The organism is Embleya sp. NPDC001921, assembly GCF_053594475.1.
Map to the genome: position 1 here is coordinate 40,280 of NZ_JBSFEO010000041.1, position 21,014 is coordinate 61,293.

Consider the following 21,014-nt stretch of genomic DNA (forward strand, 5'->3'; position numbering starts at 1 on the left):
CCACCCGGAAGGAGATTGTCGTGGATGCTCGACTCGATCACGCCATGCGCGCGTCGGATCACGATCGCGACACCACACTGGCCCGGCTCGCCGCCGGTTACGCCGAGGGTCGACTGGACCGGAGCGAGTACGACGAGCGCGCGACGCGCGCCGCGACCGCCTCCGTGCTCGGAGAACTCGCGGAGCTCACCGCGGACCTGCCCGCCGCGCAGCCGCGCGCGGTCGCGACCACGCGGGCGGAGCGGGATCGCCGGGACCTGCGCGAGTGGCTCCAGGAGTGGCGCTACTGGCTGGGCGGCGCGGTGATCCTCACCGGTGTGTGGGGAACACGCTGCGTGCTCAAGGGTGAGCTGGTCGGCTACTGGCCGATCGTGCCACTGGGCGTCTGGGCCGCGGTCCTGATCGCGATCGCGGTCTGGCCGCGCGGCGACGCGGACGACGAGGCCGAGCGCTGACCGACGCCGCCCGGGTGGGCTCGCGCGCCCCGGTCGGTCACCGGGACGTTGCGGTCAGGAAGGATTCGGCGATCGTCGTGCGGGCGTACAGGACCACGCGGCCGGCCCGGTGCGCGGTGACCAGGCCCGCGTCCCGCAGCGCGGTCAACTGTTGGGACACCGCCGCCGCGGAGAGCCCGGTTCGGTGGGCCAGTTCGGTGGTCGAGGCCGGGGTGTCCAGCTCGCCCAGCAACAGGGTGCGCGAGCGGCCCAGAACGGCGGCCACGGCCTCGGTGCCGGTGACCGGACGCGGGGTCCACAATCCGCCGATGCCCCGGGCCGGATAGGCCAGTTGCGGCGGCTCGGGCGGGGTCACCCGGGTGAACGGGTCCGGTCCGGTGAACACCGACGGGATCAGCAGCAGTCCCGCGCCCGCCGTCTGCCGCGACAGCGCCCGCTCCCGCCGACCCAGCCGCAGCGTGTCGTCGTCCCAACTGACCGACGGGTGCAGCTCGTTGAAGAGCCGACCGGCCCCGCGTTCGGCGACCTGCCGGGCCCGGTGGAAGACATCGGCCTCGAGCACCGTCCGGATCCGCGCCCAGTAGGGCGCGAGCGCCAACTCCCAATAGGCCTCGATCTCCTCCGCGACCCGGGCCAGCCGGGTAGGTGGATCGGCGTACAGGGCCTCGGCCCCGGGGCCCAGCCCGCCGCGCTCGTGGCGCAGCCGATCGAGGTCGCGGCGCACCGAGTCGACGGGAGTGGCCGCGATCTCGGCCAGTTCCGCCGCCAGGGTGGCGGTGGGCCCGGTGGGCGCCGGGTTGAGGAAGTCGGGCACGTAGCCCGACGGCGGGATCAGTTCGGCGAGCCGGCCCCGGTCCAGCCCGGCGGCAGCCACGCGAGGGCGGACCTGCTCGATCCAGGGCCGGTGGATCGCATGGGCGGCGCCGGAGCTCAGCAGTCGGAAGCTGGGGCCGACCTCCCACATCGGCGAGACGGCGAACCGCATCCGGGCCAGATCCCCCGCCGAGAACGCGAGCTTCGCCGACACCGCCACCCCTGAGGATTCGGACATGCCTTAATCAATGGTGATCAGCGTAGTGCCCAAGGATCATGCCGCCATGACCACACAGACGATCACCGCGACGGAATCGGGCACCTGGACGCTCGGCGACCTGACGATCAACCGGATCGGATTCGGCGCGATGCGCCTGACGCAGGACGGCGAGGCGCTCGCGGCCGACGCGGTGCCCAGCGATCGGGAGCGGGCCATCGGCGTGTTGCGCCGCGCGGTCGAACTCGGGGTGAACCACATCGACACCGCCGCCTTCTACTTCTCGCCGCTGCGCTCCGCCAACGAACTGATCAACCGGGCGCTCGCCCCCTACCCGGACGACCTGGTGATCACCACCAAGGTCGGACCCGGCCGGGACCCGGCGGGTCACTGGGCGCCGCACGCGAGGACCGCGGCGCAACTGCGCGGCCAGGTCGAGGAGAACCTGCGCCAACTCGGCCGCGACCACCTCGACGTGGTGAACCTGCGCGTCCTGGGCACCGACTCGATCGCGGAGCGCTTCGGCGCTCTGGCCGACCTGCGCGCGGCCGGTCTGATCCGACACCTGGGCGTTTCCAACATCCACCCCGAGCAACTGGCCGAGGCCCGCGCGATCGCGCCGGTGGTGTGCGTACAGAACCAGTACGGCATCGGAGTACGGGCCGACCAGGACGAGTTCGTCCGCACCTGCGGCGAACAGGGCGTCGCGTTCGTGCCGTTCTACGCCATCGCCGGTACCGGGCGCCAGGTCGGTGCCGTCGGCACCGAGGCGGCCGAGGTGCTGGAGGTGGCGCGGGCGCACGGGGCGAGCACGGCGCAGGTGCGGATCGCCTGGACGCTGCACCAGGGGCCGCACGTGCTGGCCATACCCGGCACCGGCAACCCGGACCACCTGGTCGCCAACGTGGCCGCCGGCGGGCTGCGGCTGACCGAGGCCGACCTGGCGGTGCTGGGGGACCTGCACCGACGCGAGGTGTGAGCGCGGCGGCCGGTGGCCGAGCCGCGTGCGAAGACCGGCCGCACGCCGAATCGCCGGGCCGCGGTGGCGCGGGTTCGGGGCGAGGGCGTCGGTGATCGTCGCTACGGTCGTCGGCATGAACCCCGATCCCGCCAAGCGCTTCGACCCGCTGCCCGGACGAACCGGCCATGTGGCCGGCATCGAGTCGCTCGTCCTCGACGGGCGGCGCTACTACTTCGGCGTCGACGGCACGAGCGACATGGTCGTCTCGCCGTTGATCGACGACCCGGACGCGATGGCGGCGTTCGCGAGCGAACACATCCGGCAGACCGACGGCCGGCACGAACCGGCCTACTGGGCGGACCTGGTCGCCTGGGCCGTATCGGGCTCGGACCTGGTGGCGCAGGACGCGGACCGGGAGTTCGACACGGCCCGACTGCGTGTCGAACTCCCCGCTCCGGGCAGCCACCTGCTCTATCTGCTCGACGCGGTCGCCGGGTGGGACGAGTCGCTGTCCATGCCGGACCACGTGCGTCGGGCCTACGCGCGACTGGGGTTCGACGAGGACGACCCGGTCGAGTGCCTCGACCACGCCCTCGAGGTGGTGCGCGCGCACGGCGCCGGCGCGCACCCCGACGCGTGGGCGGTGGTCCGCTTCCAGTTGACCTTCGCGGTACGGCGCGTGCCGGCCAACTGGACGCTGCTGTTCGACGCCGTGGGGGAGTGCGTGGCCGCCCACGGTTGAACGAACGGCCACGCCCTGGAGCCGGCTCAGCGGCGGATCAGATGCATCCGGAGGGCGCTGGGGGTCAACACGCTGCGCGGGGTGGCCCGGACCGGAGCACCCGAGGCCGGGCGCAGGCGCCAGCGGGCCGCGATGGAGGCCAGCGCGAGCGTGGCCTCGGTCGACGCGAACGTGTCGCCGATGCACTTGTGCGGACCCGTACCGAAGGGCACGAACGAAGCGCGCGACCAGGCCCCCGGGGCGACGCCGTCGGCCTGGTCGCGCTCCGGGCGAAAGCGCTCCGGCTCGGGGTGGAACTCCGGGAGCCGGTGCAGGATGTACGGGCTGAACACGAGCGTGCTGCCGGCACGCAGCCGGCGGCCGGCCACCTCGATCTCGCGCGTGCTGGTGCGCGGGAGCACCCAGGCCGGCGGGTACAGCCGCAACACTTCACGGATCACCCGGCCGGTCCACTCCAGTCGGGGCAGGTCGTCCGGGCCGGCCACGCGCCCGTCGAGGACGGCGTCGACCTCGGCGTGCAGCGCGGCCTCCGCCTCGGGATGCGTGGCGATCAGGTGCAGCGCCCAGGCCAGCGCGGACGACGTGGTCTCGGCGCCGGCCAGGATCAACACCGCGACCTGGTCGTGCAGTTCCCGCTCGGTGAGCGCTCCGCCCTCCTCGTCCCGGGCGGCGATCAGACGACCCAGCAGATCCCCGCCGTCGGCGTCGTCCACACGGCGCTCGCCGATGATCCGGCTCACGTGGGCCCGCCAGGTGGCCAGGCCCCGGGTGTAGCGCCGGGCGCCCGGGGTGGGCAGGGCGTCGACGGCGGGCAGCAGCGCGCGCAGGTAGACGCCCTTGAGGAAGGTGTCCAGGCTGTCCCGCAGTTCGGCGATGTCGCGATCGGTGATGCCGCCGCCGAACAGGGTGCGGACCGCAACGGTCGTGGTGAGCGCGAACATCTCGTCGACCATGTCGAGCACCCGGCCCGGGCGCCAGCGCGCCAGCGCCACGCCGATCTCCCGTTGCATTGCGTCGGCGTACCCGGGCAGGTGTTCGGAGCGGAACGCGGGTTGCATCAGCATGCGTTGCCGCCGGTGGTCGGCGTGCGGGCAGGTGGCCAGTCCGTTGCCCAGGGCCGCGCGCGAGCCTTCGTACAGCGGTCCGACCCGGTCGAAGGTGCGGCCGTCGCTCATCACCTGCCGGGCGAGTTCGGGATGGCACAACACGAACGCGGGGCGTGGGCCGAGCCGGATCTCGACCAGCTCGCCGTGCGCGGGCAGCGAGCCGAGGAAGCGCAGCGGCGCGCGGAGCAGGTGCGGGAGGTGCCCGAACACGGGCCAGGCCCCGGGCGCCCGGCCGGCGCGCGCGGTGGACGTGGTCCGTCGGGGCGGGTGTCGGGTCGTCATGGGTCGCTCCCTCGTGTGCCGGACGGCGGTGTTCGGGCGCCGCCACCGCGCCGCGCGGTGTCCGGTTCCATTCCAGCAGCGCCGGACCGGGCGCGGGGGGACGTTTCCGACACCGGAACGTGTCGTCGCGGGCGGCCGGGCCCCGGTCCGAGCACACTTCGAACCGCGCGTCCATCGGGTATGCCCCAGGGTTCGGCCCGGGCGTGCCCGGACCCCGCTCTCCCCGCTGTCCGGATGTTCGCCCGCGCGCCGAATGCCTAGCGTCGAGGCATGGGAAACCGAGGGTTCGACACACCAGGCAGGAACTCCCGTACGGCACCGCGCGCCGGTGCCCCGACCTCCATCGCCGGCTCTGCCACTCGCCGGCTCACGGCGACGCTCGTCCTGGCCGGCCTGCTCAGCGCGTCGGTCACCGCGACCGCCGGGGCCACGGCGCCTGCCGCGCCCGCCACGCCTGCCGCGTCGCAGGCGGCCGTCGACCGGCTCGGGCGCGGCACGCTCGTGGACTTCGTCGAGTTGCGGACCGTGACCGCCGAGCAGGCCCGGCGGGAACTGCGCGACGACCGCTGGGACCCGGGCACGGTTCGCGACGACGTCACGCTGTACCGGCTGGTCTACCGCACCGTGGACGCGACCGGCCGACCCACCACCGCGACCGGACTGTTCGCGCTTCCGGTGAACGCCGATCGACGACTTCGCGTGGTGTCGTTCACGCACGGCACCGAGCTGTACCGGCGCGACGCGCCGTCCACGGCCGAGGACACGTGGGGCATCGCGCCGGCGCTGACCTTCGCCTCGGCCGGATTCGCCGCCACCATGCCCGACTACCTCGGTCAGGGCGAGGGCCCGGGCCCACACCCGTGGATGGACATCCCGTCGGAGACCACCGCCTCGCTCGATCTGCTGCGCGCGGCACGGTCGTTCGCCGACGCGCGCGGACGGAGCCTGGAACGGGAGGTGTACGTCAGCGGATTCTCCCAGGGCGCCTCCGCCGCACTCGGCCTGGCCCGCGCGCTCCGATCCGGCGCGGACGCGTTCTTCCGGGTCGCCGCGATCGCGCCGATCAGCGGGGCCTACGACTTCCGCCGCGCCGAACTGCCCGCGCTGCTGCGCGGTGACCTGGACGACAAGGCGAGCGTGATCTACGCGAGCCTGCTGCTGGTCTCCTACAACCGCCTGCACCACGTCTACGACCGACCGGCCGACGTCTTCCAGCCGCTGTACGCGGACACCATCGAGGGCCTGTTGGACGGCTCGCACACACCCGCCGAGGTTCTGCGGGGGACCCCGGAGAACCTCGACGGCCTGCTCACCGGACCCGGGCGGGCCCTGCTGGAGCGACCCACCGGCGCGTTCGCCGCCGCGCTGCGGGAGACCGACTCGGTGTGCGCGAATTGGCGCCCGGGGGTGCCGGTACGGCTGTACATGGCGGTCGACGATCAGGAGGCCGCACCCGCGAACACGGCGCACTGCCGAGCCGCGTTGCGCGCCGTCGGGACGGACGTCCGGGTCACCCGCTTCGGCCCCGAGGTGACGCACTCGGACTCCAACCGCCTGGGCACCGCCGCCGTCGTCCGCTGGTTCCGCGAACTGGGGTGACCCGCGCGGATCGTGGTCGGCGTCAGGGCCGGGCCGGGGTTCCGGCGGCCAGGCTGCCGAGGAGGCGAAGCGACTCCTCCGTCGGGCTGCCCGGCTCGGCCTGATAGACGACCAGTTGTTGGCCGGGGGCGCTGTTGACGGTCAACGCCTCGTAGGCGAGCACGAGTTCACCCACCTTCGGATGCCGCAGGCGCTTCGCCTCGGCGCTCTTGCCGCGCACCTCGTGCCGGGCCCACAGGCGGGCGAAGTCCGGGCTGCGCACGCTCAGTTCGCCCACCAGCGAGATCAGTGCGGGGTCGCCGGGATCGTCGCCCGCGCACGAGCGCAGCGACGCGACCGTGTTGCGCGCCGCCTTCTCCCAGTCGGGGTGGAAGTCCCGCCCGCCCGGATCGAGGAAGATCAACCTGAGCAGGTTTCGCTCCGGCGCCTCGAACAGCGCGGCGCCCAGCGTGTTCGAGGCCAGGATGTCCAGGTACCGGCCGAGCACGATCGCGGGCTGCCGGTCCCAGGTCTGCATCATCCGCACCAGGTGCGGGCTCACCTGCTCGGCCCGCCGGGCCCGGGGGCGCCGGTGCGCCGTCGGGCGGGCCAGCCGGCGCAGGTGCTCGGCCGCGTCCTCACCCAGGCGCAGGGTCCTGGCCAGCGCGTCGAGCACCTGGTCGGACGGGGTGCGCTCGCGACCCTGCTCCAGGCGTACGTAGTAGTCGGTGCTGACGCCGGCCAGCACGGCCACCTCCTCGCGGCGCAGGCCGGGCGTGCGGCGGCGGCCGGTGTGCACGATGCCCGCCGCGTCCACGTCGACCGCCTCGCGGCGGGCCCGCAGGAAGGTGCCGAGCGCGTTGTCGCTGTCCATACCCCGACGGTACGACGGCCCGCGATCGCCCGGGAGGGTGCCGTACACCCAGGTTGGGCGGCGGCCGGGGCCGCTCGTCGCCCACCTCGGTCGGGGCCCGCGCGCCGAACCCGGCCCGCGCGGCGTTGGGGTGAAGAATCCCGACGGTTGTGGCCTGCTTCTCGACGCCTGATCGGTGTGTCGGCCGGTCCGCGACGGGTGCGGACCCGGGGCTACGCCTGGCCCGTTTCGAAGCGACTGATGCGGCCGTCCGGGGTCACGGTGAAGCGCCACGCGGTGCGCATCTCGCCCCAGGTGTCGTTGCGGTAGCCCACGACCAGGGCGCGACCGCCTGCGGACTCGGTCACCACGTCCATGTGGCCGTTGGAGGAGAAGATCTCCCGATCCACCCAGTCGTGCAGGTCGCGGTCCGAACCGTCGTCGGACATCGTCGCGTCGGCGGTGAGGAGCGCGGCGAAGGCGTCCCTGTCGTGGGCGTTGACGGCGGCGACGAAGGCGCCTACGGCCGGATCGGACAGCTTGCCGGGAGCGATGGCCACGGGGATCTCCTGAACGGGCGGACGAACGGACGGGCGGGCGAACCGACGAACGGCGCGCGTACGTTCCGCGCGACGTGCACGGTGGGTGCCCTACCAGGGAACAACACGGCAGCCCCTCGGACGCCGACCCTCACCCGTTTGCCGCACGGCGGCGTGTCAGAGCGGATTCCGCACCCACCGCCCGCGTCCGGGCCCGCTCCCGGCGACGAGCCGCTCAGGCCGCGAGGACGGGTGATTCGGCGAGTCGGGCGGTCAGTGCGGCGATACGGGCGGAGGCCAGACCGTCGCCGTACGGACTGGGCGTGTCGGCGAGACGGGCCAGCCGCTCCTCGGTGTCGGCCAGCCAGGCGCGGGCCGTGGCGCCCAGGTGGGCGCCGGGGCGTACCAGCGCGGCGAAGCCGGCGTCCACCGCCTCCGGGCGTTCGGTCGAGCGGCGGACCACCAGGAGCGGGCGGCCCAGCACGGTGCACTCCTCCTGGATGCCGCCGGAGTCGGAGACCAGCAGCGCGGCGTGCCGGGCCAGGGCCAGGAACTCGGCGTAGCCCACCGGGTCGATCGCGGTGATCCGGGCGAGCAGCGGGCTCAGGTCGAAGCGTTCGACGGCGGCCCGGGTGCGCGGGTGCATCGGGAACAGCACCCGGGTGCCGGATCGGGCGATCGCGTCCAGCTCGGTGAGCACCGCGCGCAGGGCCGCGGCGGTGTCGGTGTTCTCCGGGCGGTGCACGGTGGCCAGCACGAAGGTGTCGGGCCGCAGTCCGTATCCGGCGAGCAGCGCCGCGCGGGCCGCCTCGCCGGGCAGTTGGCGGCGGACGACCTCGACCACGGTGTTGCCGGTGACGGCGATTCGGCCCTCGTCCACCGATTCGGCGCGCAGGTTGGCCGCGTTGGTCGAGGTCGCGGCGCAGAGCAGGTCGGCGACGTGGTCGACCATGACCCGGTTGTGCTCCTCGGGCATGGCGCGGTCGAAGCTGCGCAGTCCGGCCTCGACGTGGACGAGCGGGATGCCCCGGGCGTTGGCGGCCAGGGCGCCGGCCAGTGTGGCGTTGGTGTCGCCCTGGACGACGACCGCGGCCGGGCGGTGCCGGACGAAGGCGTCGTCGAGTTGGTCCAGGGACTGGGCGATCTGGCCGGCTCGCGGACGACCGCCGATCCCGGTGAGCAACTCGGGGTGCGGCAGCTCCAGATCGCGCAGGAAGCGGCCGGACATCGCCTCGTCCCAGTGCTGGCCGGTGTGCAACAGCCGTGCCGCCGAACCGAGTTCGTGTATCAGCGGGGCGAGTTTGACCAACTCGGGTCGGGTGCCGAGGACGACGGCGACGCCGGCGGGCGGCAGGCGGGGGGTGCTCACGTGCGGTTCTCCGTGCTGGGCTTCGAAGGGAAGTCGGGGTGCTGGGCTTCGAGGGAGAGTCGGGTTTCGGGAGGTGGGTGGTCGCCGACCGGAGGTCGGGTCTCGGGTTGGCGTCGGGTCTCGCGTCCACGTCGGACCTCGGGTCCGCTTCGAGCCTCGCGTCGAGGTCGGGACGCGTCGCGTCGCGGAGCCGGGTCAGGCCTCCAGCGCGGTGGGGGCGCCGGCGATGCCGATCTCGGCGTTGCGCCGGGTCTTGGCCCAGCCGTTGCGCCCGAGCGCGAGCCGTACCGCGGCCCGGCCGGCCACCACGAACAGGTGGTAGGTGTACAACCACAGCAGGACGCCCCAGAGCAGTCCGGTGAACCAACTCCGGTCCGGGTGCACACGTTCGCGATACGCCAGTCCCCAGCCCACCATCGGCAGCGCGGCCAGCACGAAGGCGCCGACCATCAGCGGTCCGAAGCGGAACTGGAAGGCGGCGGTCTCGTCGGGGAAGACGATCAGGCCGACCAGGGTGATCCCGATGGACAGCGGGGTGAGCACCAGGAGCAGGACGCAGACCACCGGTTGCAGGAACGTGTAGAGCACCTCGGCCTTGCCCGTCCAGCGGTAGTGCGGCGAGGTGAGGACCCGTCGGGTGTAGCGCAGGCACTGCATGTTGCCCTGGGCCCAGCGGGTGCGCTGGGCCAGGAAGCGGCGCAGCGAGATCAGGCCCTCCTGGGAGACCTCGGCCTCGGCGACGTGGGTGAGCCGCATGCCGGTCAGCCGCAGTTCCAGCCCGGACTCGTAGTCCTCCAGCAGCGCGCGCTCCGGCCACGGGCGGCCGTCCTCGCCCGCCGGCACGTCGAGCGCGGCGAGGCGGACGAACTGTCCGTTGCCGCCCAGTCCCACGCTGCCGGTGCGCCGGCGCAGCAGTTGCATGCCGGCGTTGTTGGCGCGGAACTCGATGTCCTGCATCCGGACCAGGATCCGGGCCGCCGCGTTGGCGAGGCGGCCGCGCTCGGGCAACGGCAGTCGGTCGTCGGCGTTGCGCATGCGCACGCCGATCTGCACGGCGCCGGTGTCGGGGCGACCCATCGCCTTGTCGGCGCAGACCAGCGCGAGGGTGCCCGGGTCGAGCCGGCCGTCCGCGTCGATCACGCCGAGGATCACCCGGGTGCGGTCGGCGTCGGCGGGCAGCCACGCGGATATCGCCCGGTAGGCGGCGTTGAGCGCGGCACCCTTGCCGATCCGGGCGTCCGGACGACGGCGCCGCACGAGGTGGACCCGCTCGTCGTGCTCGGCGGCGGCCAGGACCAGCGCGCGGGTGCGGTCCGTGCTGTCGTCGTCGACGACCCACAGGTGCGCCTCGGGGGCGCTGCGGCGCAATCCCGTCAGGGTCTGCGCGATCACCGCCTCCTCGTCGCGACAGGGGACCACCAGGTGCCACCGGAACGCGGTGGGGTCGCCGGGTGGGGCCGCCCGGTTGTGCCGGAAGGCGTGCCGGGTGCCGGCCCAATAGATCAGGAAGCGGCCGAACACGACCACCATGTACACCAGGAGTCCGAGGGAGAGTGCGGCGGTGATCCACAGGATGCCGCTCCGATGGTTCAGGACGTACTCACGCACTGCGCCGAGGATGGAACGACCTCCGGTTCGAATCAAAGGCACAGGTGCCCTGGTGGGTTTCAATGAGGGAAAAATGCTGCCGTTCGCCATAGAATCTAAGGCAAATTCGGACAAAATGGAACCCGGGGCAATAGTGGTACGCCTCACCCCGGACCGGCGGGCGGTGATCCGGGGCGCGGGTCCGACACCACCTTGACGGCCCAACCCCACGCGGGGAACGCGGCCACGCGCGGGTTGGCGTCGTCGGATGAGACGCCGCACCGACTCCGGCGGCCGGCCCGGCGCGTGGCGACGGGCCGGTCCCGAACCCGCGCGGGCCTCGGTGCCGGCGTCGGCCGTCGGGATCTCGTGAACTCGCCTATCGAGGCGGGCTGTTCGCCGCCCATCGACAAGGTGGGCGCGACGGTGGCTCGCGCGGCCCGCCGCGGCGAGGCGATGTGGCGACCTGCCCGGGCGGCGGTCAGTGGTGCAGGGCGTGCCGCAGGGCGTGGACGAGGGCGTCCGGGTCGATGGTGGGGTCCAGGTGCAGGATCGGTACGGCCTGATCGGGGCCGTCGGGGATCGGTCGAGGGCGGGTGGGTACCGGCTCGCACCCGGAGGTGGGGAGGGGGGTGGGAGTGGAGTCGAGGAGGTCGAGGATCTCCTCGATCGCGCCGGCGAGTGTGCCCAATGCCTCGTCGAGCGACGTGGATGTGGTCATGGCGGATCAACGAGCGCCCGCCGCCGGCCGCAACGGCGTGCGCCGGCACATCATCCGATCGACTGCCTTTGTGTCACTCCCACCGGGCCCGGCGGCCTCGGTGCGGGCGCGGACTAAGGTGAGTGACATGGCGAAACGCGGCCCGTACGAGAAGGGCGAGGCGAAACGGCGGGAGATCCTGCGGGTGGCCCTGGAGGTCTTCGCCGAGGAGGGCTACCGGGGTACGTCACTGCGCAAGGTCGCGGCGCGGTGCAACCTGAGCCTGCCGGGCCTGATGCACTACTTCGCGTCGAAGGAGGACCTGCTGACGCAGGTGCTCCGCGCCCGCGACGAGGAGAACCGCCGGTTGTGGGAGGACTACGAGGGGCCCGATCCGCATCTGGAGATGGTCCGCGCGGGAGCGCGCGCGGCCGGGTTGATCGAGCTCTACGTGTCGATGGCCGCGGCGGGCAGCGATCCCGAGCATCCGGCGCACGCGTTCTTCGCCGAGCGCTATCCACGCTCGCGGGAGTCGGTGCTGGCCGCGATGCGGCGGCGGATCCAGGACGGTTCCATCGACAGTGCGATTCCGCCGGAGCGGCTGGCGGTGCTGCTGATCGCGGTCGCGGACGGCATCCAGTTGCAGTGGCTCAACGACCGCTCGATCGACATGGAGCAGGCGGTCAAGGACATCCTGACCCTGCTGGAGCCGGCACCGGCACCCGCTTCGACGGGCGGCGACTGAGCCCGATTGCCGGCCCGGCGGGTGCGGCGTCCTCGCGGACACCGCACCCGCCGGTCGGTTCGGGTCCGGGCCTCAGCCCGCGGCCCGCGCGACCCGCTCGGCGAGCACAGCCAGTTCGTCGCGGCCGATCAATCCGCCCGCGAAGTCGGCGACCACCTCCAGCGGGACGTTGTGCGCGGCGCGCTGCAACATCGGGTCCTGCGCGAGCCGCGAGGTGAGGTCGGAGCTCGCGCGGGCCAGTCGCTCCAGGAGCAGCGGGCCGCCGACCGGGTGGGCCAGCCACTCGCCCAGCGTGCTGTGCACGTTCAACTCGGCGCCGGCGTCGTCGGCCGTGACGGCCAGGTCGACGGACAGCCGTACATCACGTGAGGACGCGGCGGCCTCGACGCGGTAGGTGCCGCCCTCGACCCGCCAGCCGTCGGTGCGCACGCTGTAGTAGGCCAGGTCCGCGCGGTCGAACTCGACCAGCACCTCCCGGCTCTCGCCCGGCTCCAGGCGCACGGACGCGAAGCCGCGCAGTTCCCGGATCGGCCGCTCCACCGTCGAGCCGGCGGGCGCCGAGGAGTACACCTGCACCACCTCGCGACCGGCGCGGTCGCCGGTGTTGGCGACGGTGACCCGTACGGCGAACCCGGTGTCGTCGGCGGTGGGCGCCACGGTCAGGTCGCGGTAGGCGAAGGTCGTGTAGGACAGACCGTGGCCGAACGCGAACGCGACCTCGCGGCGGGCGGCGTCGTAGCCCCGGTAGCCGACGAACACGCCTTCGCCGTAGCGCACGTGGCCCTCCGCGCCGGGGAAGGTCAGGAAGCTGGGGGAGTCCTCCAGGCGCAGCGGGATGGTCTCGGCGAGCTTGCCGGAGGGATTGACCGCGCCGAACAACACGCGGGCGAGCGCGCCGCCGCCGGCCTGGCCAAGCAGCCAGCCCTCGACGAGCGCGGGCACCCGCTCGTGCCACGGCGCGGTGCGCACGACGCCGCCGTTGCACAGCACCACGGCCACCCGGGAGTTGACCGCCACGACGCGCTCCAGCAGCGCGAGTTGCCCGGCGGGCAGGTCGATGTGGTCGCGGTCGAAGCCCTCGGACTCGTCCTGTCGGGCCAGGCCCAGGAAGAGCACGACGGTGTCGCTCGCGGCGGCGAGGCGGACTGCGCGGTCGGCGGTACCGACCGGGTCGGCGTCGGGTTCGGGGCCGTCCTCGAGCGGGTAGCCGGGCTCGAAGTCGACCCGGGCGCCGGTGGCGAGTTCGCGGATGTGGTCGAGCGGGACGTCCACCCGGGTGGGTGTCACCTGGGAGCTGCCGCCGCCCTGGAAGCGCGGGGTGCGGGCGAGTTCGCCGATCACCGCGACGCTGCCCGAGGCGGGGTCGAGAGGCAGCAGCGGGCCCTCGTTCCGGAGCAGCACGACGCAGTTGTCGGCGACCTCGCCGGCGAGTCGGTGGTGCTCGTCGTAGGGCGCGGTCGAGCCGTCGCCGGCGGGTCGCGCGGCCAGGTGGGCGAAGTGCGCGAGCCGCTCGACGGCTCGGTCGAGCACGGCCTCGTCGAGGTCGCCCGCGGTGACGGCGGCGACCACCTCGCGGTCGGTGCGTCCGCCGGTCGGCGGCATCTCCAGGTCGAGTCCGGCGCGCAGCGCGGCGACCCGGTCGCGCACCGCGCCCCAGTCGGACATCACCAGGCCGTCGAAGCCCCACTCGGTGCGGAGGATGTCGGTGAGCAGCCGGGTGTTCTCGGACAGGGTCACGCCGTTGACGCCGTTGTAGGCGCACATCACCGCCCAGGGCCGATCGCGGCGGATCACGCGTTCGAACGCGCGCAGGTAGATCTCACGCAGGGGGCGCTCGTCGATGTCGGCGCCGACCCGCATGCGGTCGGTTTCCTGGTTGTTGGCCGCGTAGTGCTTGAGGGTGGCTCCGGTGCCGTGCTCCTGGAGGCCGCGGACCAGGGCGCCGCCGAATGCGGCCGAGTGCGTCGGATCCTCGGAGAAGTACTCGAAGTTGCGTCCGCACAGCGGCGAGCGCTTGATGTTGATGCCGGGGCCGAGGAGGACGCCGATGCCGTGCGCGGCCGCCTCGACGGCGAGCGCGGCGCCGACGCGGTGGGCGAGTTCGATGTCCCAACTGCTGCCCAGCGCGACGGCGGGCGGGTAGCACGTGGCGGGGGCGGCGGGCCTCAGGTCGAGTTGACCCGGATCGCGATCGGGGCGCTGCAGGCGTAGCCCGTGCGGGCCGTCGGACATGGTGATCGACGGGATCCCCGCGTGCTCGATCGCCTTGGTGGTCATCTGGCCCAGGCCGCTGGTCAGCGCGGCCTTGTCGGTCAGGGTGAGGTCGTGCGCGGCCATGGCGACTCCGATCGGTGGGTCCCGGGGCAGTCCGGGCCACTGCCCGGTTCAAAAACCATATGGTGATCGGTTTTGATGGTCAAGGGTGAGCCCATCGCGTGCCCGCGATGGGCTCACCGGGTCGGCAGGCCGATATTTCGGCCGCGCCCCGGTCGCGGATCACCGGGCGGAGGCTTCGTCGGGATCATCCGGCGGAGGCCTCGTCGGGCATCCGAGGTCGCTCCCCGCCGGGAAACCGGGCCCGTGGTCAGGGCCGGGCTCGTCAACACCGTCTCCACCGCCGGCGTGTTGCTCTTCGCGCCGCGCCGAGCGTACCGACCTCGTTCGCGGTCCGGGGCACCCGCGGCATCCGAGCGCGCTGCCGGTCATTCCCTGGCGGGAATTGTCCGGCCCACGCGAGGGGCGCAAGATCGTTCCCACGGCGCCACCGAGACCGGCGGGCCGGACACCGCCGCCGAGTTCGGGAGAACTCGGCGGAACACACACGGGAGACACGACCATGGCGCGGACCACGACGACCACCGAGACCACGACCGCCACGACCGCCGCGACGACCGGGACCGCCGGGACCGCCACGACCGGCGAGATTGCCGGGGTCATGACGACCGCCGAGGTCATCGAGCGGTTCAACGAGGCGTTCACCACGCACGATCCGACGCTCCTGGTCGGTTTGGTCGCCGACGAGTGCGTGATGGTGAGCGTGCAGCCGGCGCCCGAGGGGACGCGGTACGAGGGGCTGGACGCGTGTCTGGGCTTCTGGCAGGAACTGGCCGCCGACACCGGCACCGCCTTCAAGCCGCAGGAGGTGTTCGTCTTCGGGGATCGCGCGGTGATCCGGTGGAACGTGTACTTCGGCGGGGGCGAGGTGAACGAGGTGTTCGGCGACGCGCACGCGGATTCCGCGTGGGTGGCGGGCGTCAATCTGATGCACATCCGCGACGGACGCATCGTCGAGGCGCTGGGCTACAGCAAGTCCCCGTGACCCGACGGCTTCCGCTCGTCCGACGGCGGCGTGCCGCGCGGGCGGGCCGCGCCGGCCACGCGTGCCGCGCGGGTCGCCCGGAGACGTGCTCCGGGCGGCCCGCGGCGGCCGGCCGGGTCAGGCGTTGGCGCCCGCGTCCACGGTCAGCGCGCTGCCGGTGATGCCGCCGGCGCCGGGGCCCGCCAGGAACGCGACCGTCGCGGCGACCTCGTCCGGGTCCAGGTAGCGTCCCAGCGCGCTGAGTTGGCGTTGCGCGTCGGCGGCGGGGCCGACCGCCGGGTTCATGTCGGTGTCGGTCGAACCCGGGTGCACCACGTTCGCGGTGATCCCGCGCGGCCCCAGTTCGCGGGCCAGGCCCCGGGTCAGGCCGCCCAGCGCGGCCTTGCTCATCGCGTACAGCGCGATGCCCGGGAAGGGCACCCGGTCGGCGAGGCAACTGCCGATGGAGATGATCCGGCCGCCCTCGGGCAGGTGTCGGATCGCGGCCTGGGAGGCGAGGAACGCGGCGCGGACGTGGATGGCCAAAGTGCGATCGAGCTCGTCCAGGGCGACCTGCTCGATCGGGCCGTTCGGGAAGACGCCCGCGTTGTTGACCAGGATGTCCAGCCGCCCGAACTCGGCGTGCGCCCGGTCCACGGCCTCGGTCACCGCGTCGGCGTCCGCCACGTCGGCCCTTATCGCCAGGGCCCGCCGGCCCCTCGCCTCGACGGCGGCCACCACCTCCCGGGCCTTCTCCTTGCCGGTCGCGCTCACGTAGGTGAACGCCACGTCCACGCCGTCGTGCGCCAGACGTCGGGCGATCGCCGCGCCGATTCCCCTGCTGCCACCCGTGATCAGCGCGGCCCTGTTGCCCGTCGCGCCCGTTGCGTCCGTCGGCTCGTGCATGCCCGTCCCCCGACTCCATGTCGATGTTCTTTTTCGGTTCGCCGATTTCTGTGTCGATCGGCACAGAAATAATCACAGGGCCGTCCGGGCAGGTCAAGGCATATATTGAACGAACGACACAGAAATGGATGAGCGAAGGGCGGTGGCCCGGCTTGGCCGGACGCGGACGACCCAGGGGATTCGACCGGGACGCGGCCCTGGAACGGGCCATGCGGGTGTTCTGGGATCTGGGCTACGAGGCGACGTCGATGACCGACCTGACGTCGGCCATGGGAATCGGTTCGCCCAGCCTGTACGCGGCCTTCGGTTCCAAGGAGGAACTGTTCCGCGAGTCGCTGCGGCTGTACGGCGACACCGAGGGCCGGACGGTGACGCGGGCCCTGGTCGAGGAGCCGACCGCGCGGGCCGCCGTCGCGGCGATGCTGGCCGCCAACGCGCGGGCGTACACCGAGGAGGCCAAGCCGCGCGGCTGCATGATCGTGCTGTGCGCGACGAACTGCTCCGAGGCGAACGCACCTGTGCGCGAGCACGTGGCCGGCGTGCGCAAGGAGGGCATCGACGACCTGACCCGGCGACTGTGCCAGGGCGTGCGCGACGGCGACGTCCCGCCCGGCGTCGACGCCGCCGGCGTCGCCTCCTTCTACGCCGCGGTGATCCAGGGCATGTCCGTCCAAGCCCGCGACGGCGCGTCGCGCGCGGACCTGGAGCGCGTCGCGACGTGCGCGATGGCGGCGTGGGACGCGGTCGTCGGCGGCGCGGTGCGCCCGGGTTCAGCCGACCAGGGCACGACCTAGGGCGTGACCGAGTTCCGGGTAGGTGGGCGCGAGTTCGCGCAGGCCGGCCGCCAGCGCCCGGTCGTCCCCGGCCACGAGCGGATACTGCAACGCCCCGACCGACGCGGCCTGTCGGCCGGCGATCCGCGCCGCCTCGTCCAGACCCAGCCCGGCCAGACACCCGGCCGCGTCGTCGAGCCTGCGCGCGCCGACCCGGACGGCGAACGACGCCAGCAGGGTGCGCACGTGCGGGGCGAGTCCGCGCGCCACCGCCTCGGCCAGCCCGTACAGCGCTTCGGCGCCGCCGAGGGTGCCCGGCGGCACGGGCAGGTCCGGCCGGCCGGCGAGCCACTGTGCGGCGGCGGGCAGCGACCCGCGCAGCGCGTCGGCGACGGCGACCTCGCGGACCCGGACGAACCCCGTGCGCAGCACGAACGGCTCGTCCAGGTAGGCGATCGACGCGCCACGCCACGCGGCGGCGAACTCCCGGGCGGGCAACGTGGCGTACGGGTGCCCCTGCGGGTCGTGCAGGAGCACGGTGTCCGCGTCGGCGGCCAGCACCACCACGTAGTGGTCGCCGCCGTCCGCCACCGGCGTGCCGGGCCGATACGTCAACAGTCCCAGATCCAGCGGCCCGGCCAGGACCGGTCCCCGGGCGCAGGCGGCGCGCAGCCGGTCCAGGGCCTCGTCCGCGGTGCCGCCGCACTCGCGCTCGCAGGTCCAGCCCAGCGCGGTGACCGCGGCGGCCAGTCCCAGCTCCGGATCCCAGCCGAACGGGTCGAAGAACGGCGTTTCGCCGCCGACCAGTTGCACCCCGAAGGGCGACCCGGTGAGGGTCTCGACCACGGCCGGATCCGGCGCGTACGGGCCGAGCATCATGCGCAGACAATGGGTGTAGCAGTACGGCCCGGAGCCGTTGTAGGCGATCATGCGACCCAGCACAGCGCCTGACACGGTGTCAGGGTCAACCGGCCCGGCGGTCCGCCGGCCCGCCGCGCACGCGCCGTCGGCGCGAGGCCGCCGCCCGGCTCGAAAAGGTGAGCGCGTTCCGGGGTGGACGGCGGGCAGAATGCGGTCATGACCACCACTGCGACGGGCTACCTGACCCCGGCCGAGACGGCGGAGCGATCCGGCTTCAGCCTGGACACCCTGCGCTACTACGAGCGCATCGGCCTGCTGGCCGACGTGGGCCGGGCGCCCAGCGGCCACCGCCGCTTCACCGAGGACGACCTGCAATGGCTCGGCATACTGCGCTGCCTGCGCGACACCGGCATGCCGATCGCGGACATGCGCCGCTACGCCGAACTGGCGCGCACCGGCGACCAGGAGTCGCTGGCCGAGCGCATCGGGCTGCTGGAACGGCACGACGACGCGGTCGAGGAACAGATCGCGCTGCTGCGCGCCCAACAGGGACATCTGCGGGCCAAGATCGACTGGTACCGCTCGATCCTGCCGGACTGAGCGGCGCCCGCTCCGGCGACGGCGCGACTTCACGTTTCCGGCTGCCGAAACCGGGGCCGGCCTCTTCAATGGAAGGATGGCGGCCACCCGGAACGACCCGAACAGCGCAGGTCCGCCGCCCGAACCCGTCGAGGCACCGGGACAGGAGCGGATCACCATCACCGATCACATCGAGGGCGGACACCTGCCGCCGACCGTCACCGCCGACCACCGGGCCACCCTCCTGGAGTACCGGCGGGCGCGCGGGCGCCAACACGTCCGTGACTGGTACGCCGGGCTGCGGATCAAGAAGTTCCCCGAGGACCTGCGCGTGTTCGAGCACGTGTTGTGGGCCTCGCGCGCCCAGGTGGTGGTGGAACTGGGCACACACCTGGGCGGCTCGGCACTGTGGTTCCGCGACCGGCTGCGCACCCAGGCCGGCTACGGTCGCGTCCCGGACGGGATCCGGGTGATCTCGGTGGACCTGGACCAGGAGCGGGTCGCCGCCCTGCTGCACGACGCCGACCCGTCCTTCGCCCGCGAGATCACCCTGGTGGCCGGCGACATCACCGACCCGAGCGTCGCCGACCGGGTCGCGGACCTGGTCCCGGCCGCCGCCCGCTGCCTGGTCGTCGAGGACACGCTGCACGAGTACGCCACGACGACGGCCGCGCTGCGCAACTTCGCCCGGCTGGTCCCCGAGGGCGGCTTCTTCGTCGTCGAGGACGGCATCGTCGACGACCCCGACCTGTGTCCCCCCGGCATGCCGGGCGGTGTGGTGCCCGCGGTCACCGACTGGCTGGCCACGGAGCAGGGCAGCGCGTTCACCACGCGCCGGGACCTGGAGCTGTACGGCGTCACCAGTCACCCGCACGGCTGGCTCCAACGCACCGCGCGGGAGTGACCCGCCCGTCGGCGCGCGGACCGCGCCGACGCGGCGGGGGATCGCGGACCCGGTCCGGGACGCCGACGGCGGGGGCGGCTCGGCGCTCGGGAGTCGGCTCTCGTCCGGGGCCGCGGCGGGTGGGGGCGACTACCGCGGTGGGTGGAGGGCGCGCGGCGTATACCGCCGAAGTTCCACACGTTTCTCATCCGGTGAGGGAATGTCGGGGGCGCGCCGGATTCGTAGCGTTGTCGGGGGTCGACGGCGCAGGGCGGTCGACGGGGAGACGGAGCCGCGATGGGTGCGGTAGGCGGCGGTGGGACGCGCGCGGGGCGCGGTGTCGGGCCCGGCCCGGGGAGATCCATCGTCGGCTCCGTCGCGCGTCGGTAGAGCGTGCGCGAACGGGTACCGCCGGTGGGCGGCAGAGCCGGAGGCCGGGTGGTCGGCGACATGCCACGCGGCTCGGCGGGGGCCGAGCCCAGGAGCGGATCCGCGCGCACGGTGCGGTGGCGCCCGGATCATCGGCTGGTGGACGTCGTGCTGGCGGTCGCGATGGCCGCGGCGGGCTGTGTGGCGGGGCAGCAGTTCCACCCGGCCGGGTGGGCGCGCTTCGATGCCACCGCGTACCTGCTCACCTGCGCGCTGAGCCTGCCGCTCGCGCTGCGCCGACGGGCCCCGGTGCCGGTGCTGATCGCCTCGGCGTCGATGTACGTGGTGTACCTGGCCGCCGGCTATCAGCCCTCGCTGAACTTCTGGGCGCCGGTGATCGCGCTGGTGACCCTGGCCGGGCAACGACCGCCGCGGGTCGCCGCGGCGGGGGCCGTGCTCGTCGGCGGGGTCGTCGCGTTCAGCGGCGCGCAGGGACGGCTGGCGCCGGCGCTGGTGCTGGCCCAGGCGGTCCTGGTACCGGTGACCGCGGTGGTGATCGGCGACGCGATGCGCAGACTCGCGCAGCGCAATCGGCAATTGATCCTGCTCAGCGCGCGGCTGGAGCGGGAGCAGGAGGAGCGCGCCCGGCGGGCGATCGTGGACGAGCGCGTGCGGATCGCCCGGGAACTGCACGATGTGGTGGCGCACCACATGTCGGTGATCACCGTGCAGGTGGGCCTGGCCTCGTACGTCTTCGACTCCGATCCGCGCGCCGCGCGCGCCGCGCTGGACGTCATCGGCGACGTCGGCCGGGACGCGTTGGACGAGATGCGGCGCCTGCTGGCGCTGCTTCGGGTCGACTTCGACGAGGACGGCGGGGTCGACGGCGAGCGGACCGGCGACACCGGCGGCGACGGTGCCGCCGGTCCGATGCCGGGGCTGGACCGGCTCGCGGAACTGGCCGAGCGGATGAGCACGGTCGGGGTCGTGGTGGACCTGACCACCGAGGGCGTCGCCAAGCACCTGGCCCCGGGCCTGGAACTGTGCGTCTACCGCATCGTCCAGGAGGCGCTGACCAACGTGGTCAAGCACGCCGGCACCACCCGCGCCGAGGTGCGGGTCCGGCACCTGTCGGACCGGCTGAGCGTCAGCATCGCCAACGACGGTCCGCGCCGCGACGCGGCCCGAGCGCGAATCGGCCCGGGGCCGGGCCCGGGACCGGGTCCGACGTCGGGTCCGGACGCGGGTCCGGGCCACGGTCTGATCGGCATGCGCGAGCGGGCCAAGATCCTGGGCGGCACGCTGTCGGCCGGCGAACGCCCCGAAGGCGGCTTCCGGGTCCACCTCACGTTGCCGCTCACCGCCGGGTCGCCGGCGGGCGGCGGTTGACCGCGACCG

At 73.5% G+C, this 21,014-nt stretch carries 20 protein-coding genes; 10 read left to right on the plus strand and 10 right to left on the minus strand.

Annotation, left to right across the window (positions count from 1 at the left end; all coding sequences use genetic code 11):
* Positions 1-20: 20 nt before the first annotated feature.
* Entirely contained in the window at positions 21-455 is a 435-nt protein-coding gene (locus ACWCPW_RS37335) for a DUF1707 SHOCT-like domain-containing protein (protein WP_449766022.1), read from the plus strand.
* Between the two features lie 37 nt (positions 456-492).
* Here ACWCPW_RS37335 and ACWCPW_RS37340 read toward each other — a convergent pair whose 3' ends face one another.
* Positions 493-1,506, minus strand: coding sequence for a DUF5937 family protein (locus ACWCPW_RS37340; protein ID WP_449766023.1), 1,014 nt, complete (start codon positions 1,504-1,506; stop codon positions 493-495).
* 46 nt (positions 1,507-1,552) lie between these two features.
* Between ACWCPW_RS37340 and ACWCPW_RS37345 the strand changes: the two genes are divergently transcribed.
* Both ACWCPW_RS37345 and ACWCPW_RS37350 read left to right on the plus strand, forming a co-directional pair.
* Positions 1,553-2,464, plus strand: a complete 912-nt coding sequence (locus tag ACWCPW_RS37345) for an aldo/keto reductase (protein ID WP_449766024.1) — start codon at positions 1,553-1,555, stop codon at positions 2,462-2,464.
* Between the two features lie 115 nt (positions 2,465-2,579).
* Positions 2,580-3,188: a hypothetical protein gene (locus ACWCPW_RS37350; RefSeq protein ID WP_449766025.1), complete on the plus strand. Its 609-nt coding sequence runs from the start codon at positions 2,580-2,582 to the stop codon at positions 3,186-3,188.
* A 26-nt stretch (positions 3,189-3,214) separates the two neighbouring features.
* Here ACWCPW_RS37350 and ACWCPW_RS37355 read toward each other — a convergent pair whose 3' ends face one another.
* On the minus strand, positions 3,215-4,576 hold the full coding sequence (locus tag ACWCPW_RS37355; protein ID WP_449766026.1) for a cytochrome P450: 1,362 nt from the start codon (positions 4,574-4,576) through the stop codon (positions 3,215-3,217).
* Positions 4,577-4,846: 270 nt separating this feature from the next.
* On the opposite strand from ACWCPW_RS37355, the gene ACWCPW_RS37360 reads away from it, so the two are divergent.
* Positions 4,847-6,175, plus strand: a complete 1,329-nt coding sequence (locus ACWCPW_RS37360; protein ID WP_449766027.1) for an alpha/beta hydrolase family protein — start codon at positions 4,847-4,849, stop codon at positions 6,173-6,175.
* 22 nt (positions 6,176-6,197) lie between these two features.
* Here ACWCPW_RS37360 and ACWCPW_RS37365 read toward each other — a convergent pair whose 3' ends face one another.
* The 5 genes from ACWCPW_RS37365 to ACWCPW_RS37385 form a co-directional block, all read right to left on the minus strand.
* Entirely contained in the window at positions 6,198-7,028 is an 831-nt protein-coding gene (locus ACWCPW_RS37365; RefSeq protein ID WP_449766028.1) for a helix-turn-helix transcriptional regulator, read from the minus strand.
* 212 nt (positions 7,029-7,240) lie between these two features.
* Complete coding sequence (locus ACWCPW_RS37370; RefSeq protein ID WP_449766029.1) at positions 7,241-7,567, minus strand: nuclear transport factor 2 family protein; 327 nt, start codon at positions 7,565-7,567, stop codon at positions 7,241-7,243.
* A 214-nt stretch (positions 7,568-7,781) separates the two neighbouring features.
* Positions 7,782-8,915: a non-hydrolyzing UDP-N-acetylglucosamine 2-epimerase gene (wecB, locus tag ACWCPW_RS37375; protein WP_449766030.1), complete on the minus strand. Its 1,134-nt coding sequence runs from the start codon at positions 8,913-8,915 to the stop codon at positions 7,782-7,784.
* 195 nt (positions 8,916-9,110) lie between these two features.
* Positions 9,111-10,523, minus strand: a complete 1,413-nt coding sequence (locus ACWCPW_RS37380; protein WP_449766031.1) for a glycosyltransferase family 2 protein — start codon at positions 10,521-10,523, stop codon at positions 9,111-9,113.
* Between the two features lie 460 nt (positions 10,524-10,983).
* The gene (locus tag ACWCPW_RS37385) at positions 10,984-11,223 is read right to left on the minus strand and encodes a hypothetical protein (RefSeq protein WP_449766032.1); all 240 of its coding nucleotides are present in this window, start codon (positions 11,221-11,223) and stop codon (positions 10,984-10,986) included.
* A 127-nt stretch (positions 11,224-11,350) separates the two neighbouring features.
* On the opposite strand from ACWCPW_RS37385, the gene ACWCPW_RS37390 reads away from it, so the two are divergent.
* Positions 11,351-11,947, plus strand: coding sequence for a TetR/AcrR family transcriptional regulator (locus ACWCPW_RS37390; RefSeq protein ID WP_449766033.1), 597 nt, complete (start codon positions 11,351-11,353; stop codon positions 11,945-11,947).
* A 72-nt stretch (positions 11,948-12,019) separates the two neighbouring features.
* On the opposite strand, the gene ACWCPW_RS37395 is transcribed toward ACWCPW_RS37390, so the two are convergent.
* Positions 12,020-14,284 carry a glycoside hydrolase family 3 C-terminal domain-containing protein gene (locus tag ACWCPW_RS37395; protein ID WP_449766034.1) on the minus strand — a complete coding sequence of 755 codons (2,265 nt, stop codon included), beginning with the start codon at positions 14,282-14,284 and terminating at the stop codon, positions 12,020-12,022.
* A 499-nt stretch (positions 14,285-14,783) separates the two neighbouring features.
* Here ACWCPW_RS37395 and ACWCPW_RS37400 point away from each other — a divergent pair, with 499 nt between their 5' ends.
* Positions 14,784-15,266, plus strand: coding sequence for a nuclear transport factor 2 family protein (locus tag ACWCPW_RS37400; RefSeq protein ID WP_449766035.1), 483 nt, complete (start codon positions 14,784-14,786; stop codon positions 15,264-15,266).
* A 117-nt stretch (positions 15,267-15,383) separates the two neighbouring features.
* On the opposite strand, the gene ACWCPW_RS37405 is transcribed toward ACWCPW_RS37400, so the two are convergent.
* Positions 15,384-16,151, minus strand: coding sequence for an SDR family NAD(P)-dependent oxidoreductase (locus tag ACWCPW_RS37405; protein ID WP_449766036.1), 768 nt, complete (start codon positions 16,149-16,151; stop codon positions 15,384-15,386).
* Positions 16,152-16,303: 152 nt separating this feature from the next.
* Here ACWCPW_RS37405 and ACWCPW_RS37410 point away from each other — a divergent pair, with 152 nt between their 5' ends.
* On the plus strand, positions 16,304-16,945 hold the full coding sequence (locus ACWCPW_RS37410) for a TetR/AcrR family transcriptional regulator (RefSeq protein WP_449766075.1): 642 nt from the start codon (positions 16,304-16,306) through the stop codon (positions 16,943-16,945).
* On the opposite strand, the gene ACWCPW_RS37415 is transcribed toward ACWCPW_RS37410, so the two are convergent.
* On the minus strand, positions 16,922-17,854 hold the full coding sequence (locus tag ACWCPW_RS37415; protein WP_449766076.1) for a hypothetical protein: 933 nt from the start codon (positions 17,852-17,854) through the stop codon (positions 16,922-16,924). The genes ACWCPW_RS37410 and ACWCPW_RS37415 overlap by 24 nt on opposite strands.
* Before the next feature lie 147 nt (positions 17,855-18,001).
* On the opposite strand from ACWCPW_RS37415, the gene ACWCPW_RS37420 reads away from it, so the two are divergent.
* The 3 genes from ACWCPW_RS37420 (at position 18,002) to ACWCPW_RS37430 (ending at position 21,005) form a co-directional block, all read left to right on the plus strand.
* Complete coding sequence (locus ACWCPW_RS37420) at positions 18,002-18,385, plus strand: MerR family transcriptional regulator (RefSeq protein ID WP_449766037.1); 384 nt, start codon at positions 18,002-18,004, stop codon at positions 18,383-18,385.
* Positions 18,386-18,461: 76 nt separating this feature from the next.
* Positions 18,462-19,268: a CmcI family methyltransferase gene (locus ACWCPW_RS37425; protein ID WP_449766038.1), complete on the plus strand. Its 807-nt coding sequence runs from the start codon at positions 18,462-18,464 to the stop codon at positions 19,266-19,268.
* 429 nt (positions 19,269-19,697) lie between these two features.
* Positions 19,698-21,005 (plus strand): sensor histidine kinase, encoded by a 1,308-nt coding sequence (locus tag ACWCPW_RS37430; protein WP_449766039.1) that lies wholly within the window; start codon positions 19,698-19,700, stop codon positions 21,003-21,005.
* Positions 21,006-21,014 lie beyond the last annotated feature (9 nt).

What these genes read in the sequence shown, in the direction of transcription:
- ACWCPW_RS37350 (WP_449766025.1), top strand. Translation starts at nt 2,580, where the DNA reads ATGAACCCCGATCCCGCCAAGCGCTTCGACCCGCTGCCCGGACGAACC.
- ACWCPW_RS37345 (WP_449766024.1), top strand. Translation starts at nt 1,553, where the DNA reads ATGACCACACAGACGATCACCGCGACGGAATCGGGCACCTGGACGCTC.
- ACWCPW_RS37400 (WP_449766035.1), top strand. Translation starts at nt 14,784, where the DNA reads ATGGCGCGGACCACGACGACCACCGAGACCACGACCGCCACGACCGCC.
- ACWCPW_RS37340 (WP_449766023.1), bottom strand. Translation starts at nt 1,506, where the DNA reads ATGTCCGAATCCTCAGGGGTGGCGGTGTCGGCGAAGCTCGCGTTCTCG.
- ACWCPW_RS37365 (WP_449766028.1), bottom strand. Translation starts at nt 7,028, where the DNA reads ATGGACAGCGACAACGCGCTCGGCACCTTCCTGCGGGCCCGCCGCGAG.
- ACWCPW_RS37425 (WP_449766038.1), top strand. Translation starts at nt 18,462, where the DNA reads ATGGCGGCCACCCGGAACGACCCGAACAGCGCAGGTCCGCCGCCCGAA.
- ACWCPW_RS37355 (WP_449766026.1), bottom strand. Translation starts at nt 4,576, where the DNA reads ATGACGACCCGACACCCGCCCCGACGGACCACGTCCACCGCGCGCGCC.
- ACWCPW_RS37390 (WP_449766033.1), top strand. Translation starts at nt 11,351, where the DNA reads ATGGCGAAACGCGGCCCGTACGAGAAGGGCGAGGCGAAACGGCGGGAG.
- ACWCPW_RS37415 (WP_449766076.1), bottom strand. Translation starts at nt 17,854, where the DNA reads ATGATCGCCTACAACGGCTCCGGGCCGTACTGCTACACCCATTGTCTG.
- ACWCPW_RS37395 (WP_449766034.1), bottom strand. Translation starts at nt 14,284, where the DNA reads ATGGCCGCGCACGACCTCACCCTGACCGACAAGGCCGCGCTGACCAGC.
- ACWCPW_RS37420 (WP_449766037.1), top strand. Translation starts at nt 18,002, where the DNA reads ATGACCACCACTGCGACGGGCTACCTGACCCCGGCCGAGACGGCGGAG.
- ACWCPW_RS37385 (WP_449766032.1), bottom strand. Translation starts at nt 11,223, where the DNA reads ATGACCACATCCACGTCGCTCGACGAGGCATTGGGCACACTCGCCGGC.
- ACWCPW_RS37360 (WP_449766027.1), top strand. Translation starts at nt 4,847, where the DNA reads ATGGGAAACCGAGGGTTCGACACACCAGGCAGGAACTCCCGTACGGCA.
- ACWCPW_RS37430 (WP_449766039.1), top strand. Translation starts at nt 19,698, where the DNA reads ATGCCACGCGGCTCGGCGGGGGCCGAGCCCAGGAGCGGATCCGCGCGC.
- ACWCPW_RS37405 (WP_449766036.1), bottom strand. Translation starts at nt 16,151, where the DNA reads ATGCACGAGCCGACGGACGCAACGGGCGCGACGGGCAACAGGGCCGCG.